General features: G+C 35.2%; 18 protein-coding genes. 9 read left to right on the forward strand and 9 right to left on the reverse strand.

All coding sequences use genetic code 11. From position 1 onward, the window contains the following. Positions 1 to 5: 5 nt before the first annotated feature. Positions 6 to 1,415 carry a Rieske 2Fe-2S domain-containing protein gene (locus F6K18_RS11905; protein WP_287521034.1) on the reverse strand — a complete coding sequence of 470 codons (1,410 nt, stop codon included), beginning with the start codon at positions 1,413 to 1,415 and terminating at the stop codon, positions 6 to 8. A 461-nt stretch (positions 1,416 to 1,876) separates the two neighbouring features. Between F6K18_RS11905 and F6K18_RS11910 the strand changes: the two genes are divergently transcribed. Together F6K18_RS11910 and F6K18_RS11915 are read left to right on the forward strand one after the other, a co-directional pair. Continuing rightward, a complete protein-coding gene (locus F6K18_RS11910; protein WP_287521035.1) occupies positions 1,877 to 2,356 on the forward strand; it encodes a hypothetical protein in 480 nt (159 codons plus the stop codon). After that, on the forward strand, positions 2,343 to 2,579 hold the full coding sequence (locus F6K18_RS11915) for a PAP/fibrillin family protein (RefSeq protein WP_287521037.1): 237 nt from the start codon (positions 2,343 to 2,345) through the stop codon (positions 2,577 to 2,579). The genes F6K18_RS11910 and F6K18_RS11915 overlap by 14 nt, the downstream gene beginning before the upstream one ends. A 568-nt stretch (positions 2,580 to 3,147) precedes the next feature. Here the strand turns inward: F6K18_RS11915 and F6K18_RS11920 are convergent. Together F6K18_RS11920 and petN are read right to left on the reverse strand one after the other, a co-directional pair. Continuing rightward, entirely contained in the window at positions 3,148 to 3,927 is a 780-nt protein-coding gene (locus F6K18_RS11920; RefSeq protein WP_287521039.1) for a multicopper oxidase domain-containing protein, read from the reverse strand. 299 nt (positions 3,928 to 4,226) lie between these two features. Next, complete coding sequence (gene petN, locus F6K18_RS11925; RefSeq protein WP_124144543.1) at positions 4,227 to 4,316, reverse strand: cytochrome b6-f complex subunit PetN; 90 nt, start codon at positions 4,314 to 4,316, stop codon at positions 4,227 to 4,229. A 591-nt stretch (positions 4,317 to 4,907) separates the two neighbouring features. Between petN and F6K18_RS11930 the strand changes: the two genes are divergently transcribed. Continuing rightward, on the forward strand, positions 4,908 to 5,405 hold the full coding sequence (locus tag F6K18_RS11930) for a hypothetical protein (protein WP_287521040.1): 498 nt from the start codon (positions 4,908 to 4,910) through the stop codon (positions 5,403 to 5,405). 158 nt (positions 5,406 to 5,563) lie between these two features. On the opposite strand, the gene F6K18_RS11935 is transcribed toward F6K18_RS11930, so the two are convergent. The 3 genes from F6K18_RS11935 to F6K18_RS11945 all read right to left on the reverse strand — a co-directional run bounded on the left by F6K18_RS11935 (position 5,564) and on the right by F6K18_RS11945 (position 7,110). Then, positions 5,564 to 5,695 carry a hypothetical protein gene (locus F6K18_RS11935; RefSeq protein WP_287521041.1) on the reverse strand — a complete coding sequence of 44 codons (132 nt, stop codon included), beginning with the start codon at positions 5,693 to 5,695 and terminating at the stop codon, positions 5,564 to 5,566. Between the two features lie 361 nt (positions 5,696 to 6,056). Then, positions 6,057 to 6,491: a bacterioferritin gene (locus F6K18_RS11940; RefSeq protein ID WP_287521042.1), complete on the reverse strand. Its 435-nt coding sequence runs from the start codon at positions 6,489 to 6,491 to the stop codon at positions 6,057 to 6,059. A 238-nt stretch (positions 6,492 to 6,729) separates the two neighbouring features. Next, a complete protein-coding gene (locus F6K18_RS11945) occupies positions 6,730 to 7,110 on the reverse strand; it encodes a helix-hairpin-helix domain-containing protein (protein WP_287521044.1) in 381 nt (126 codons plus the stop codon). 1,054 nt (positions 7,111 to 8,164) lie between these two features. On the opposite strand from F6K18_RS11945, the gene F6K18_RS11950 reads away from it, so the two are divergent. From F6K18_RS11950 to F6K18_RS11975, 6 genes are all read left to right on the forward strand, one after another. Next, complete coding sequence (locus F6K18_RS11950; RefSeq protein ID WP_353735058.1) at positions 8,165 to 8,956, forward strand: DUF4382 domain-containing protein; 792 nt, start codon at positions 8,165 to 8,167, stop codon at positions 8,954 to 8,956. A 219-nt stretch (positions 8,957 to 9,175) separates the two neighbouring features. Then, positions 9,176 to 9,307 (forward strand): hypothetical protein, encoded by a 132-nt coding sequence (locus F6K18_RS11955; protein ID WP_287521046.1) that lies wholly within the window; start codon positions 9,176 to 9,178, stop codon positions 9,305 to 9,307. Between the two features lie 100 nt (positions 9,308 to 9,407). Beyond that, on the forward strand, positions 9,408 to 9,914 hold the full coding sequence (locus tag F6K18_RS11960; protein ID WP_287521047.1) for a carboxypeptidase-like regulatory domain-containing protein: 507 nt from the start codon (positions 9,408 to 9,410) through the stop codon (positions 9,912 to 9,914). A 303-nt stretch (positions 9,915 to 10,217) separates the two neighbouring features. Next, entirely contained in the window at positions 10,218 to 10,862 is a 645-nt protein-coding gene (gene cbiM, locus F6K18_RS11965; protein WP_287521048.1) for a cobalt transporter CbiM, read from the forward strand. Positions 10,863 to 11,964: 1,102 nt separating this feature from the next. Further along, entirely contained in the window at positions 11,965 to 12,756 is a 792-nt protein-coding gene (cbiQ, locus tag F6K18_RS11970; RefSeq protein ID WP_287521050.1) for a cobalt ECF transporter T component CbiQ, read from the forward strand. 18 nt (positions 12,757 to 12,774) lie between these two features. After that, positions 12,775 to 13,509, forward strand: a complete 735-nt coding sequence (locus tag F6K18_RS11975; protein WP_124154431.1) for an energy-coupling factor ABC transporter ATP-binding protein — start codon at positions 12,775 to 12,777, stop codon at positions 13,507 to 13,509. Between the two features lie 253 nt (positions 13,510 to 13,762). On the opposite strand, the gene F6K18_RS11980 is transcribed toward F6K18_RS11975, so the two are convergent. The 3 genes from F6K18_RS11980 to F6K18_RS11990 form a co-directional block, all read right to left on the reverse strand. Beyond that, positions 13,763 to 13,888, reverse strand: coding sequence for a hypothetical protein (locus F6K18_RS11980; protein WP_287521053.1), 126 nt, complete (start codon positions 13,886 to 13,888; stop codon positions 13,763 to 13,765). A 232-nt stretch (positions 13,889 to 14,120) separates the two neighbouring features. Continuing rightward, complete coding sequence (locus F6K18_RS11985) at positions 14,121 to 15,182, reverse strand: ion transporter (RefSeq protein WP_287521055.1); 1,062 nt, start codon at positions 15,180 to 15,182, stop codon at positions 14,121 to 14,123. A 294-nt stretch (positions 15,183 to 15,476) separates the two neighbouring features. Beyond that, positions 15,477 to 15,731: a hypothetical protein gene (locus F6K18_RS11990; protein WP_287521056.1), complete on the reverse strand. Its 255-nt coding sequence runs from the start codon at positions 15,729 to 15,731 to the stop codon at positions 15,477 to 15,479. Between the last annotated feature and the right edge of the window lie 451 nt (positions 15,732 to 16,182).

Raw genomic sequence — 16,182 nt, forward strand, 5'->3', positions numbered from 1 at the left:
ATTTCCTAATTATCTGGTAAATTTCTAGGGGGAGTTTCTCGACCTTGATAAAACTGTTTTTCTAATTGATTTAACCCTAACCAAGAAACAACTCCAAGAGGTAAACTTAAAATCATAAAAATCATCCCAATTATATTTAAATCTTCCAAAACTAACAGTAATAATAGGATAATCATCAACATAGCTGAAGTAGCAATTATTACTCCTATTTTAATTCGTTGTAAATTTTTTAAAGCATTGCGACAACTACTACATTTTTTAGTATGAGAATGATATCTGTCTAATAATATTTCTGAAGAAAGAGCAGAACTTAAACTTGCATTAGGAAATAACTGAGCATTATATTTATTCACCCAAGAACGCAATTCAAATACAAATAAATCTGCTTTTGTCGGTAAATAAAAAGCCTTTGAAAAATTCGCACTACCACCTTTTGCTTCTAAATACCGTTCTTGATGATGTAAAAATATTTGGTCATCTTCCAATACTCCATTTTGCCCAATATGAGAATACCAACGAGGGCTTAACTGAATAAAAAATTTGGGAAATGGAGAAGAAAATTTAAAGGGAAAACGAGCAAATAAACGACATTCTCCTTTCCGAATAGGTGTTGCATATACAACTGTTAATGTACGACCAAATTGTTTAGAAGTAAGGTCATGCCACATCATTGCAGGAGCAATAAAAGTAGTTTCTTGTCTTCCCAAAGTACCTTTTCTCGGACCTTCTTCCCAGACTCCTTTAAACCCCCACTTTCCTGATGCTACTACTTCTAATTCTACAGGAGAAACATTAGTACGGTTTCCCACAGTACGATGATGAGTATAAGGAATATGACTAGAATCTAAAACATTTTCCATTAATGTTAAAGCATCATAAGGTAAATCTCGAAAAGTATTTAAACAAACCCATTCATTAGAACTTTTATCAGAATTTTCATCTAAAACATCAACTGTAGGAATAGGTGTTTGAGCAGCATTTTCTACTTTTCCTGCATAGACAAATAAAAGACCTTGACAGACTTTTGTCGGTAAAGATTTAACCGTTGCTCTTGATGATTTTTCAGCTTTACCTTCTTCTTTTTGTTGAGGAATAATTTCACAGTTTCCTCTGCCTGAAAATGCCCAACCATGGTAAGGACATTCTAAACATCCAGTCTCATTAATTCTACCTTGAGAAAGCGGCGCTAAACGATGAGGACATTGGTCTTCAAATACGCGCCATTGATGTTTTTTTTCCTCCCACCAAATCACAATATCTCGTTCTAATAATGTCAAGGGTGTAGGTTTAGTTTTGTCTAAATCTTCTACATAATGAACTGGATACCAAACTTCTTGCCAATCAAAATATTCTGGGTCAGTTCCACCTGCACTTAAAGAGGTATTGTGGGAATTTTTTACAGCGTTAGTAATCATCAGAATGTTAATTGATTTAGTTGAACTACTTAGTTTGACACTCCATGGGTTGAAAACCTTGTGGATTCTTAAATTGACTAATAGAGGGGTATGGAGATTAATGTAAAATTGTGCTTTATCATCCATCAAAAGTACTGTAGCAATACCGTACTCTTATTGTTAGGAGTCAGTAGAGGCAATTCATGTTTGCGGAGCATTCCTCCAGAAATTGCCAGTACAGGAGTTAGGAGGAGAGCAAATATCTGAATAGTTTTGCAGATTATTTTACTATAACTATCTTTTTTGAATTTGGTATAAATTCTGAGAAAAATGTTAACAAATACAATTCTTTCTCTTCCTTGTTCGCTACTTAAAAATGTTAAATTAATTTGGCACAGGTATTTATCAGTATATAATTTTAGGAAAAGACAATGAATTATACAGCAACAATACTTGAAACAAAAATTGCTTTTAAATAAGCTTTGAATAAATATCAAGGAGATGTTAAACACCAGAATGTTAAGGAAAAAATAGAGCAACTTTCTCAACTTAATCCTATAGTAGAACCTACCCATAGCTCCCTTCTAGAATCTCAAGATTGGCTATTAATTAGTGCCCCTTCTTTTCCTCAAGGAGAAAAACTTTCTAATGGTAAATATGCTTATACTCTGGGAAGGTTAGCATTTAATATGTTTGAACCTACCAATTTAAAGTTAGTTATTGATTCTGTTAGACAACCTGTTGTCTTGTTAGGAGAAGGGAAAAAACGTAGCCATGATATTGTAGTTGAGTTTAGTATTATTGATGAATTATTCCCACCATTAAAAGGTATTGTTCGTAATTTAGGTGTTTGTTATCCTGCCGATAATAAAACCTTACAAGTCGAATTTACTGGAGGAACTTTAGCTCCACAAAAGGGTGAAAATTTGTCAATTTGGAAAGATATATTTGGTCAACGATAAATTATCAAAGAAAGGGTTGAAAGAACAATTAATGTCTGTATTTTTAAAGTTGATATTTGGGTTAGTGCCACCCAAAGGCATGAATACAGAAACAGGAGAAATTTCTGTTACAATGAAGCGATCGCCTAAAGGTCGTTTAGAAGTACTTTATTTAGATGAAGAACTTCGCATTACACGGGGAGAAAAGGGAACTGTTCTAGTTTGTGAGCGACAGCATAAATAGTCGATCAAAGCTCAAATTTGAGTATTTAATTTATGAAGATGTCTAATAGATATAGCGCTGCGCGCAGGCAACAGGCAATAGGCAACAGGCAACAGGCAACAGCTCATCTGGGGGAATAAAAAACCGTTTGCGCAAGCATTCCGTAGGAATCATATAAGACTTTTAGCTATTGGACACCTCCTGCAATTTGTAAATATGCCAGCGCACATTGCTATATCTCCACAAAAGAGGGAGTGGTAGGGACGTTCCATGCAACGTCCGTACAGAGTAGGGGGAAAGAATTAATAATTTCTGTGCGATAATTGATTTGATTTTTTATGATTGGAGATGTCTATTGATATAGTCAAAACTCCAGCAACATTTACCGAAAAATTCAGGTATAAAGCCTCTCCTTTAAAGAAGAAACAAGCGGTCGTTTGCGGAGCATTCCCTTAGGATGGGATGGCGAGGAAACCTGCGCCATATCCAATCGACCAAGAGAAGAAAAAATTTTCCCTTTTGCATCAATCCTCTTCTTTTCAAGGAGAGGTAATTGTTAATTATTAATTATTAATTATTAATTGTTGAACTATCCCACTTTTTCACTATTCTGCTTAATCTCTTCAATTAACTGTGACACTTTAGCAGGTTTCATCGCTGCTATTTCTGGTGCTATAGCAGACGGCCAAGCCTTTTTTAATTCTGTCATATTTGCTTGTATGTCCGCACCAATATCAGAATATTTACTCGCCATTTCATCCTCATCTGCAGGGGGACGAGAGTTGGGAGGGTCAACAATAAACATACCGTACAACCCTTTGCTGACATGACGAGTTACTGGAGTAATATGGCAATGATAGAGATGAACGCCAAAAGGTTGAGCGTCAAATTCATAAATGGTTGTTTTCCCATGACGCACTGGACGCACTCCATCTACTTCTGCTGGATGAATGCCATGGAAGTGCATTGTGTGGGCATGACCACCTTCGTTCTCGAAAATTATTCTGACTCTTTCCCCTTCTGTTGCTCTTAATGTTGGCCCAGGCACCCGACCATTATAGTTCCAACTAATAAAGGATACTGCTTGATTTAGTTGTAATTTAGAATTAATTGCTTTAATCTGAAATTCTCGGATTTGACGACCGTTTTCTTGTTTGATAATTCCATAATCAAATTCTCTTAGGGTATTTGTAGGATTTAATTCTATAGTATTGATGGCTGCCCTAGCTTCGAGTGATGATGACAATTTAGGTAGAATATGTTGAGTGGTAATGCCAGCTAAAGTTACTCCACTACCGACTAAACCTAGCTTTAGGAATTGCCGTCTGTTCCAAATTACTGATTTTTCTGGCTCTAGGGGATTAGCCATAATTGTAGAAAATTATTGACAGTTTTTATTAATAAGTTAATAATTACAATATAGTTATTTTCTATTTTTGTCAATAAGTAGGGATAACAGTAATTCTGCTTACCTATATTTATTGATGGATGTCTGCTTGAGGGGATGAGGAGGAATTTTATATAAATAATTATTGGTTAAGCAATGTTATTTTCTAAGGTTGATGGGGAGAGGTAACAAACCTACCCCATCTCTGGTGTTGCTCAGAAAAGCTATTTAGTGCGATCGCATCAAAAAAAATTAGGTTTATAAAAACCGATGCTTAGTTTCTAGAAACCGTTACGACCCCAAACTACCATAGAAATAGAGAAGCCAAACACAACTAAAAGTGAAACCCAGCCTAATGATAAAATATCCATAACCGCATTTAGAAAAAGGTAAACATTTACTGCTTCATAAAACTGATACAAAGCGTCACATAACGTGACAATTTGATGTTTACTTCCTGCTTCTTGTGAGGCCGTCGGCGGTTACTCATCCACAGGCATTGACGGTCAAGCCAACCGCAGATCTAAACTCTATACCTACATTTAAGTCTTTGTCAATCAACATCACAAAAAAGTCTTCAAACCCTGACTGCGTCGTTCCTTGTAGGGAGCGGGATTTCTTCTGAGGTCTATGTCTATATAGATAGACTGCCAGAAATGTTTCAGCCGCGATTAGTGCAGAAGATACAAAGCGTCACCCTCGTTACTACTTGCCTGTGAGAACTAGCGTATTATATCGCGCTCCGTATCGCAAATTGTTAACTAAGTCGAAACTCCAAATCTTATAATATTTGATTTAGGCTATTTTGACTATCAAAAGTATCAAACAGAATAATAATATTAAGTTTATCGCAATTTGCGTATCAATTCAAGTATCTTAACCAGTCTTGAAAACAATAGTAAGATAAGTGAGACAAAAAACTGATGGTTGATACCCTTCGGTGGTAATCAATAATATGATATATGGTCAAATACTCATCAAATTTTACCTTTGCTGAAAGAATAGAATCTCTAAAAGCAGGAACTATAGCTGGTATTTCCCTATTTTTAACCTCTGGGGCGATCGCTTTCGGCAACAGCCTATTTTTGGCCCATAAGTTTGAGTTATTGGCAGATTTAGAAATTATAGCTCTAGGCTGGAATTTTTTGTTTCAGGGCGCGATCGCTTTTATTAGTGGATTTCTGTTTGGCGTGACTTATCGTTATATTATCCGTCAGGATAGCAACCCCCATCTAAAATCTGGAGCAGTTGTGGCCTTTGGCAGTGTCAGGGGTTTGGGAGAAATTGATGTGGGATTAAGTTATGAGGATAGGTTTCTTGATTTATGGCCTTTAATGGTCTTGGGTATAGAAAGTGTAGTGGCTTTTGCTGTGGCTGGCCTTGTTTTGGATTGGAGTATTAATCAAAAGTGGATAAAATCTTTTCCTTCTGTTCCTTCTCTACCTAATGAAGATGAATAAATATTTAGGGCGTTGGTGAATTATTGTATGATATTAACCTTAATTACTTAGGGCTTGCTGATTAAATATAAAAGCATTGACATATAAAGACAAGTGCCTTTTTGGGAACGAAAAAAGTGCGCCTGTTTCAGTCTAAAACGCTCAAAAAGGAGCGTATTTTAGGCGCATAGTTGGGCAGAAAAATCATTCTTACAATTCTTACTCCTACTTCCTCGCTCCCGGTCCATTTCTCCTGTCTCCAGTATAGCTGTCTCCTGTCTCCTACCCCTACTAAAATACTTTTTCAGCAAACCCTACTTAGGAGTCAGGAGGACCGAGTCAGGAGAAAGAAATGTGCTTTTCGGTCAATTCAGTAAAGACAATATCTAATCTTGCCATTCAAATAATTACTCTTAATTTACCTAAATTACTGATTTCATACCTCCAATCACCAATGGCATATTTAGCAATAAAAAAGCGGATAATTTTTGGTAAATAATCACAAAATTTTTATCAAAATAGTTGATATTTTTTCTTTGGTATTAGGAAAAAATTAAGCAATCCGATTGCTCTTTCTTTAATCCTAAATAATATGTAATTTCTGGGCAGATATTCACATTTTTTAGACGGATTGCTATGATGATTTTAGAGATTTATTCTAAGTTAAATTAATCAACTGTAGTCACGCAACATTTTTTTTATTTCCATGTTATGTAACTCTTCTTGACCAATCATGGTGCGAGCATATTCTTCTAAATATATACTTGCGTTTTCTACAATTTGTAAGAAGCTTTTATATAGTTCTAAAGCTTTGGCTTCATGGTTAAGACTTTCCTTTAAAAGGTCTGGTACTGAATGTTGATTTGTTTCTTCAATTGGAGCTACTTTTAATGTGGGATGACCTTCTAAACCTGTTAATATTTCTCCTGCTTGTTGAGCATGAAGTAAAGATTCATTTGCTTGGGCTTGAAAAAATTGTACAATTGGTATGCGATTAGGTCCTGTTACCATTAGGGAGTAGTGAGTATAGCGCACCACCCCTGCTAGTTCAAATTCCATAATAGAGTTTAATAACTCTACAGCTTTTTCTGTATTAAGTTCTATCATTTTACTGTCTCAATTATTAATTTTTTCAGCTTAATTGTCACTTTTGAATTATATACATTTAATCAATAAAATATATTATTTTAACTTTTATTTAAAGAAGCACTCAGCAGTTAGCAATCAGCAATCAGCAGATTTTTTTTGAGACGTTGATAAGGTTGCTTTTACCTTCCCCAAAATTAATTGCTGATAGCTAATAGCTGATGGCTGTTTGCGCAGCATTCCCTGGGAAATGCTTACATTAATTGTCTTCTTCTTCTTCTTCTGGTGATGGGCTGGGTTTTGCAACAGTTATATCATTCTTCACAAAGTCTAATTGTTGAGGACTAATAACTTCTTTGACCGCCAGTTCATTAATATCTTTGTAAGGACGATTTTCCTTAATTTTTTCTGGTAGCTCCGGTATGTTTAACTTGATTGCTAATTTTTTTAAGTCTGAGTCTGAAGCATCATTTATATCTATTTTGCTCATGTTGTCAGTAGCAGTAGATACTGATGAATTTAAACTATTAGGACTAGCGTTAGGATCTACAGTTGGAGTAGTTGTATTTGCACAGGAACTCATGGCAATTAAACTAGCAATGATTCCAGATAAGGATAGAAAACGAAAGTGATTCATCATATTAGTTAAGTAAGTTTTTTGGCTAGTGCTAAGACAATTAAATATTGTAAGGGGTCTCAAAAATATTGACAATTTTTTACATATTAGTTTTTTTTATTTTATCTTTATTAAAGTCATAATCCTATCATCTTATTTTTGATAGTAATAGTTATTAACTCAAAGTTTAAAAGCAATTTTAAATCTTTAAAAGATAAATAATGACAGAGGTGGCTAAAAGTGAATAACGAATGGGTGTGCTATTTGATTTCTCTGGCGTTGCTACTATAACCATCTCTCCACCCTGCAATACTTCTAAGACTTATGGGTAAGGGATAGCTTTGAAAGGGGGAATGCCTTCTGCCTTATTCAAAAAAAATTTTAAAACTTAATTATTATTTTGTCCACATATAGCACTACACAAATAGGTTGGGGAAATTATAAACACTCAAACTCAGTCAGGGATTCCTTCTGACTTCTGACTTCTGACTTCTGACTTCTGACTTGCGCTATATTATTATTTTGTCCACATATAGCACTACACAAATAGGTTGGGGAAATTATAAACACTCAAACTCAGTCAGGGATTCCTTTTGACTTCTGACTTCTTACTTCTGACTTCTGACTTGCGCGTAGCGCTATAATGCCCTCCCCAGGGATTGTTAATTTTTGTAAAAAAGTGTTTACTAAATAACAGAGATATGTAGGTCATTAAGGCCAAAAAAGTCAGCAATATTTGAGAAAAATGGTCACTGGTGTCCTTGAAGAAGGCAGAAGGCAGAAGGTCTAATTGCTTATGGATAGTCTTCGACACGCCACTTGGTGTCTTATATAGCAGAAGGCAGAAGGAAAAATCTGGCGTTGTCTAAGTTTTCAGCTTTTGATCTGTCCTCACCTTTCCTTCAACTGCTATAACCCCGTTGACGGTGGGGTATTAAACCCGCCACAGAAAAGATAATTCTCTGTAAATCAAAATGCCATACCTAAAATTTGCTTACTTTCAAAATCCTATCTGTACAACTCCCGTACAACTGTAAAAGCAATGAAGATGAGAAAACAGCTTTTAATATGGTCAACATTGGCCTTTGTAATCCCTAGCGTTTTACTGAGCAGTTGTCAAACCCAAACAACTGACAATACTCCAGGTACTCTCAAACTTCGTGCCAACGGAGAAGACTTTGTCAGAGAAGGTTTCGTGACTAAAGATGGGTGGAAAGTGACATTTGACCAACTTTACGCGAATTTAGTGGAAGTCACTGCTTACCAAACAGACCCACCCTATAATGCTGAAACGGGAGGAAAACCAGAGGCAAAAGAAAAGGTCATTCTTGCTCAAACTAAAACAGTAGACTTAGCAGAGGGGGATGAAACTGCGGAAGCTATTTTGGTAAGTGAGGTATCTGCACCTCCTGGTCGCTACAATGCCATCTCTTGGAAAATGCCCAAAGCAACGGTTGGCCCTGCTCAGGGTTATTCTCTATTAATTAATGGCACAGCAACTAAAGATGGTCAGACTATACCTTTTACCCTCAAAATTGACCAGGAGCTAGAATTTACCTGTGGAGATTTTGTTGGAGATGAGCGTAAAGGTATTCTCCAAGGTGGAGATACCGCAGAATTGGAGGCAACATTCCATTTTGACCATCTTTTCGGTGATGGTAGTGCCGCCTCAGATGATGAAATTAATACAGGAGCATTAGGTTTTGCACCTCTAGCAGCGATCGCCGAAGGAGGAAAAGTTGAAGCAGATATGGCTACATTGAAAAGCAAACTTTCCCCTGCTGACTATCAAAAGTTAATGGCAATTTTACCCAGTTTGGGTCATGTCGGTGAAGGCCATTGCCATGAGTCATTAGTAAGTCAAAATTAAAAAGTCAAAGATAATTTTTGTCTATTGCCGCTACGCGGAAGTTAAAAGTCAAAAGTCATGCATCGAGTGTGTAATTCTGAGGACACCTCAGAATGTAAGACGCACTCAATAAAGTCAAAAGTATTGATTGGTAAGGCTTTTAGGATTTTGTAACTGGTTAGTTATTTCTGCCATCCTGCACTAGTAATTTATTGGACTTTTAGCCTTGTAAGAAATCTCTTGAAGAAGGAGACAGGAGACAGGAGACAGGAGACAGGAGGAAAATTACATGGGGATTCGCTCCCCCAAGTAATTTTGAACACCCCCGTTGACGGTGGGGTATTAAACCCACAAAGAAATCTCATAAATTAAATTGGGTAATTTAGTAATTCGGGATTTTCTATAAAATAAATCCTATTTTATTATAAATAATGGCAAGATTGCTAAGGTAAAAATTATACATAGGTGAAATATGAAATGGCAATTTGCTATTCCTTTAATATTTTTATCTTCAGTAAGTTTACAGGGAAAAGCCATCGCTCATGGAGTGAAAATTCAACACCAAATTACTCAGGCAATTAAGATTAATGCTACTTACGATACTGGCGCTCCTTTACCTAATGCTTCTGTCACAGTTTATGCTCCTATCGAACCAAATAAAGTTTGGTTAAAAGGCACAACTGATGAGCAAGGAAATTTTATTTTTCACCCTGATTCTTCTCTGTCTGGAACTTGGGAAATTAAGGTGCGTCAAGCTGGTCATGGTGGGCTGGTTAGTATTCCTTTTCAAGTAGATAAATCTAACAATTATCATCATCATAATGTCAGCAAAAATCACAAGTATTTAGCCAATATTTCTAATGATTATAATCCGCTACAAAAAGGATTAATGATCGGTTGTACTATGTGGGGTTTTGTGGGAACTACTTTATTTTTCTGGCGATTTAAAACTCAATATCGACCACAAGAAGAACATTAGAATAATGGTAAGCATTTCCTGCGGAATGCTGCGCAAACAGCTATCAGCAGTCAGCTATCAGCAATTAGTAATGAATAATTATTTCTCAGGTTTGTTTCTGGGACTTTAGCAGTAACTTTTTATTCTTTTTCAATTTCAAAGGTTGCTTTTTTGTTCCTGGGACTTTGGCAGTAACTTTTTATTCTTTTTCAATTTCAAAGGTTGCTTTTACGCAGACCCAAAATTACTAGCTGATAGCTAATAGCTGACGGCTGAATGCTTATAATATTTGACCTTTGTCAGGATAATTTTAAATCTTTAATAATGCACATTTCAGAAGGTATTTTGCCTGCTCAACTATGTATTAGTGGCTATGGGATTACTTCTTTAATTACCTGGTATTCTCTACGCCAAATTAATCGTTTACCAAATCCTAAAGCTAGTATTCCTAAAGCTTCTTTATTAACAGCAGCTTTTTTTGTGGCTTCTAGTATTCATATTCCTATTCCACCAGCTAGCGTTCATTTAGTATTAAATGGTTTGTTAGGAACTGTTTTGGGTTATTATGCTTTTCCAGCTATCCTGGTTGGTCTATTTTTTCAAGCAATAATGTTTGGACATGGTGGTTTAACTACTTTAGGAATTAATGCTTTAATTATGGGAATACCTGCACTTTTGGCTTATCAAATATTTCAGCTACGTCATATTTTAGGAAATGGAATTAAGGAAAATTTATCTATGAGTATTTTTGGATTTATTGCTGGAGCTAGTGCTATTGGAGTTTCTAGTTTAATATTTTTTACGATAATTATTACAAATGTACCTTCTGGGTTTGATACTGTCTTAGAGCAGAGAGTAATTTATGGATTAATGATTTCTCATATTCCTTTGATGGGAATAGAAGGTATTTTGACTGCAATGATTATTAGTTTTTTGCGTCGAGTTATGCCAGAGCTTTTACCTTCTTAGGACTGTTGTTCAGAAATCTATAAAAAGTCAGAGGATACTGGTTTTTAAATTTGAAAATTATGGGTTGAAACTCTTACTAGAGAAGATGATTATGGAAAATAGGTAAGGGAGAAAATTTCACAGGTTATAGCAGAAGGAAGAAGACATAAGTAATAAGGAAAAATCTGGCGTTGTCTGAGTTTTAAGTTTTTGATATGTCCTCACCTTTCCTTCGACTACTATATCCTTCAAATCAATCTTGAATAACTATTAGTTAGTCATTTCAGTTATCAGTTATCAGTACCGACCGCTGTTTGCGCATCATGACCTAGGAAAGCAAGAAGCTTGAAATCTGAAATATTCTCTTTCTCTTGGTCGATTTGATATGGCGAGGAGACCCGTTCTTACAGACCCGCTCCCCTGTTAGCGTTTGCGGTAGCATTCCGGAACGGAAAGCTTTGCGGTAGCAAACGCCATCCCAACCTACGGGAAGCTCCGAAGATAGAACTCCGTTCCGCTGTCGCGAACGACCGCTGTCTTGGTTGATTGGATATGGCGAGGGGACCTCGCCATCCCTCAACCGCTTTTTATCCCCTTAAAAGGGGATACTTGAGGTCAGGACTTTTCGGTGATAGTTAGTCAAATTTTTAACTACAACTTTCTTTTGTTATTTGTTCCTTTGTTTTCAAAGTTAGGTGTTAGATTGAGCAGTAAACTTTTCTCGTCTACAGCTAATAGTAGTTACCATAAGGTATTAGGTAATACCAAGCGTGGAAAAAGCAATGCTATAAAAAAACTGAAAATTATGCCTAAAAAAAACTTCTCCAATCCTATAATTTACCTATTTCGATTTTTTTCTCATTTGTTTATTATACCAAGCGTGAAAAAAGAATACTTAACTTAGGTGACACTTCAATTATTAAGTAATTAACGCAGACTGAATAACTTTTTTGATAATTAGCACGCCAGTTATTGTTAATCATTCTTATGTTTACTACTCCCCCTATTCCACTCCTGGGAGGGGGAGGGGTTAGGGGTGGGTCGCCTACTGCCCCGCTCAAAAAGGAGAGGAGACAATAATTATTAATTGTGGAAAATCTACTACCTAATACCTACTATAGTAATGAAATTTGCTCTAGATGAATATGCCAATTTAAACTCTCCAATACATCGGTGGGATGTGAGATATAAACTTATTGGTTTAATGGCATTAATGTTTGCTTTTGCTACTGTTAAGAATTGGTATTTAATTCCATTAATGCTCTTAGTAACCATTCTGCTTTATGGAGTTTCAAACCTACCTTTATCATTTTTAATTAGTCGATTACGTTATCCAGGGTTTTTTTTGTTAGGAGTAATCGTATTATTACCTTTTTTATCTGGTCAAACAATTATTTGGCAATACGGATTTTTGACAATTCGTCAGGAAGGATGTCTGGCAGTTATATTAATTGTTAGTCGTTTTTTTGCCATTATGACTACTTGTTTAATTTTATTCGGTACAAGTTCGTTTTTAACAACAATAAAAGGGATGAGGCAGTTAGGAATTTCTCCCATTATTACCGATATACTGTTGTTATCTTATCGTTATATTTTTGAAATATCTAATCAACTTAGTATGATGCTTAAAGCTACTAGATTAAGAGGTTTTCAACGAAACAAATTTAATTGGAGAAATTTATCAGTTTATGCTGCTCTTACAGGTAGTCTTTTAGTGCGAAGTTATCAACAAGCAGAACGAGTTTATCAGGCAATGTTGTTGCGCGGTTATGGCAATGTGTTACACAATGAAAATAATAGAATATATTTCAGTTATACAAACAATCTTAAATATAGCTCTGACTCAATATATCTATTCCTATCTCTGATAATTGCTGCTAGTTTTGTCATGGCAGAAATTTTTTTTTACTGTTAATAATTAGTCATTGATCAAATGCAAGACGATTACCCAAAAGCTGGAGTCTATGTTAAAGATTTATTGTTTGAATATCCACAAAATGAACCGATTTTACGGAGTCTTTCATTGACAATTAAGCCTGGAGAAAGAGTCGCTTTGTTAGGACCTACAGGTACAGGAAAAAGCACTTTGATGGAAATTTTAGTAGGCTTAAAAAAACCTGTATCTGGTGAAATTTGGATTCAAGGAATTCTTCTAGAAGAAAAAACTTTATCTCAAGTACGTCGTCAAATAGGTTTTTGTTTCCAAAATCCTGATGACCAACTATTTATGCCTACGATTTTAGAGGATATAACTTTTGGTCCGCTTAACTATGGTTTATCTCCAGAAACTGCTACAGAAATTGCTCATAATTTGTTAGTAAAATTTGGTTTAGAAAAGTATGCAGATCGATCTGTATATGAACTTTCAGGAGGTCAAAAAAAATTGGCTGCTTTAGCCGCTGTTTTAGCATTAAAACCAGAAATTTTAATATTAGATGAACCCACTAATGGTCTAGACCCTTTATGGCGAAAAAATTTAGCTAAAATCATCTTACAATTACCAGTTAAAATTATATTAATTGCTTCCCATGATTTAAACTGGGTTGCTAAAGTAACTCAACGTGCTTTAATTTTGCAATCTGGTCAAATTCAAGTAGATACTTCTACTCAAAATATTATTCAAGATAGTTCAACTCTTGAATACTACGGTTTACCCATTGATTATTAAGAAGGTCTTAGGTAGTAGGTGGTAGGTCTTAGGGAAAAGCATTGGCAGTCCTACAACTCACATTCCGCACTTCAATTTATAACATTAAAAGTAGTAGAAAAATCCGTAACTTGGTAGGTATTTATACTATATAGCTCCTACATTTGACCTTTCTCAGCAGTCAGATTCTCAGGAAAATATTAAGTATAAATACTCAATTACTTACTCCTATTGACCACTATATATAATTGTCTCCTGTCTCCTATTCTTCATATTATATGATGTCCGGATAATTAGTGATCAGAAAACTCTCTCCTTCTTCTCCTGTTCTTCTTCTTCCTTCTTCTTTCTTCCCTCCTGACTCCTGAGGACTGACTCCTGAGGACTCCGTAGTTATCATTTTCTTTGTGGGTTTAATACCCCACCGTCAACGGGGGTGTTCAAAATTACTTGGGGGAGCGTAGACGTGGAGCGGCCCTTCGTTGACTATCCCCATGTAATTTTCCTCCTGTCTCCTGTCTCCTGTCTCCTGTCTCCTTCTTCAATTATTTATCACTGTTCAACCGGACATGATATTATTCCAGGTCTCCCCATCTCCCCACCTCCCCATCTCCCCATCTCCTTCCTGACTTTTAACGATGAAATTTGTGCATTGTTTCCTGATAAAGAAGTAAGGCAAAATCTTTAATAATTTCCTCATTTTTAAAATGATGTCCGTACTTTTTCTTTGCTGTTTCTATGCAAATTTTCATAATCTCGGATGATTCCTCAATATAGTTAACTATCACCTGTTTTTGCTCTTGTTTTGGATGATGATGTCTGAAGTCTGGGTGTATATGATGTCTGAAATCTGAGTTTAAGGGAAATGTAGTTTCTGCAGTTATTTTAATATCTTTTCCTACTGGATGAACTATTTTTTTACCCCTTCTTTTTTGAACTTCTTCAGCAAAACCAGATGAAATTATACCTGCTGGTAGAGCGAAAATTCCTATACCTAAAAATGCCATAGCGGCACTTAATAATTTGCCTACATGAGTCGTAGGATAAACATCTCCATAACCCACAGTTGTTAAAGTTACCACTCCCCACCACATAGTCTCTAAAATGCTAGAAAATTTTTCTGGTTGTGCTTCATTTTCTGCAAAAAACATCAGACTTGAAGCAAAGACTAATACAAAAATGACCACTAGCAATGTAGCTATTAATTCCTCTTTTTTTAGAACTATAACTTTCAGAATGGTACGCAGTGACTCAGAATATCTACTGATTTTAAATAAGCGAAATAAACGCAGTAATAATGTAAATCTTATAAATCCTAAACCGGGAAATAATACTTGTAAATAAAACGGCAAAATAGCGATAAAGTCTATTACGGATAAGGGGGTAATTATATATTTTAGTCTACCACCAATGGGATGACGATATTTAGGATTAATTGTACATACCCATATTCTGATAATATATTCTAAAGTAAACAATACAGTTATCATTATTTCGACTAATTCCAAATCTTTAGAATAAATATCTGAAAATCTGGGAGAAGTTTCTAAAATAAACGCACTGACACTAATGCTTGTTAAAATAGTAATCAGCAAATCATCTAGCAAACTTAAAATATTTTTCTGGTCTGAATATTCAAAAATATAGTAAATTTGTTCTTTCAAAGATTTACGTCTTTTCTCTATCTTCATCATTTTTTTACTAACAAAGTTAATGTTTACATTGATTTTTTTTCTGAATTTTTAAGAAGGGAATATGGAATAACGGTGCGACCTAGCGTCGGCGAAGTGCGTTAGCTCCTTTATCAGAGACTAGAAGTACCTGGTAGTGCATCAAGAGAGGAATCAGGGAAACGGAAGTCAGAAGTCAGAAGTTAGAAGTTAGAAGTCAGAAGTTAGATTTGAGATGACTAAAAACTTTGACAATACAATAGTTTCAGGCAATTATTTAACATTTAAAGTTTGAAACTATTTGTGAAATTCTTAAAGTTAATTGGTATAACCATAGTGGTTTAGGAATTTTTTTTGAGTAAGCATTTTTTTTGGCGCTGCGCTTTTAGAAAAAGAGGATTTATAATAGTTTAATTTTATTCTAGCAATAAAGATTTCCATATTTTTATCTTTTTCTTTTTGGTTTAATACTCCGCCATCTATACGGTTTTTAAAATTGCTTGGGATTTGAGTCCTCATCCACTTTTTCTTTCTTCCTTCTTCAAAGCAAAATGTATTTACTAATAATTTCAAATATTTGATTCAAAATTGTGACTTTTAATACTTATTAATTGATGGCAATAAGTTAAAATATAAAACTGTGTTTTGCCCTTATTATCAGTAGAAAGCGAAGTGCTAAAAGTTAAGCATTCAGCCGTCAGCTATCAGCTATTAATGTTGGGAAAGGTAAAAGCAACCCTTGAAATTGAGAAAGAATAAAAAGTTACTGCCAAAGTCTCCTTCCCCAACCTTACAAGTAATTATTCATTATTAATTGCTGTTTGTGTAACCTTCCAAAGAAATAGCTTACTGCTAATGGCTGAATGCTGACGCTAAAAGTTAAGTTATCTCTACGTTTTTCCACAGAGAAAAAATTAGACTGATAGCTGAGGTGCAAATTTCTATAGTCAGACATTACAACATTTCCTACCATGGCAGTAGGTTGATATAAATTAACCTAAAATACTAATTTTTCTTGATTTAC

The organism is Okeania sp. SIO2C2, from assembly GCF_010692625.1.
Classification (GTDB): Bacteria; Cyanobacteriota; Cyanobacteriia; order Cyanobacteriales; family Microcoleaceae; genus Okeania; species Okeania hirsuta.

Excerpts from the sequence above, each read along its gene's own strand:
- F6K18_RS11905 (WP_287521034.1), bottom strand. The coding sequence starts at position 1,415 with ATGATTACTAACGCTGTAAAAAATTCCCACAATACCTCTTTAAGTGCA.
- F6K18_RS11920 (WP_287521039.1), bottom strand. The coding sequence starts at position 3,927 with ATGGCTAATCCCCTAGAGCCAGAAAAATCAGTAATTTGGAACAGACGG.
- petN (WP_124144543.1), bottom strand. The coding sequence starts at position 4,316 with ATGGATATTTTATCATTAGGCTGGGTTTCACTTTTAGTTGTGTTTGGC.
- F6K18_RS11930 (WP_287521040.1), top strand. The coding sequence starts at position 4,908 with ATGGTCAAATACTCATCAAATTTTACCTTTGCTGAAAGAATAGAATCT.
- F6K18_RS11940 (WP_287521042.1), bottom strand. The coding sequence starts at position 6,491 with ATGATAGAACTTAATACAGAAAAAGCTGTAGAGTTATTAAACTCTATT.
- F6K18_RS11945 (WP_287521044.1), bottom strand. The coding sequence starts at position 7,110 with ATGATGAATCACTTTCGTTTTCTATCCTTATCTGGAATCATTGCTAGT.
- F6K18_RS11960 (WP_287521047.1), top strand. The coding sequence starts at position 9,408 with ATGAAATGGCAATTTGCTATTCCTTTAATATTTTTATCTTCAGTAAGT.
- cbiM (WP_287521048.1), top strand. The coding sequence starts at position 10,218 with ATGCACATTTCAGAAGGTATTTTGCCTGCTCAACTATGTATTAGTGGC.
- cbiQ (WP_287521050.1), top strand. The coding sequence starts at position 11,965 with ATGAAATTTGCTCTAGATGAATATGCCAATTTAAACTCTCCAATACAT.
- F6K18_RS11975 (WP_124154431.1), top strand. The coding sequence starts at position 12,775 with ATGCAAGACGATTACCCAAAAGCTGGAGTCTATGTTAAAGATTTATTG.
- F6K18_RS11980 (WP_287521053.1), bottom strand. The coding sequence starts at position 13,888 with ATGATAACTACGGAGTCCTCAGGAGTCAGTCCTCAGGAGTCAGGAGGG.
- F6K18_RS11985 (WP_287521055.1), bottom strand. The coding sequence starts at position 15,182 with ATGATGAAGATAGAGAAAAGACGTAAATCTTTGAAAGAACAAATTTAC.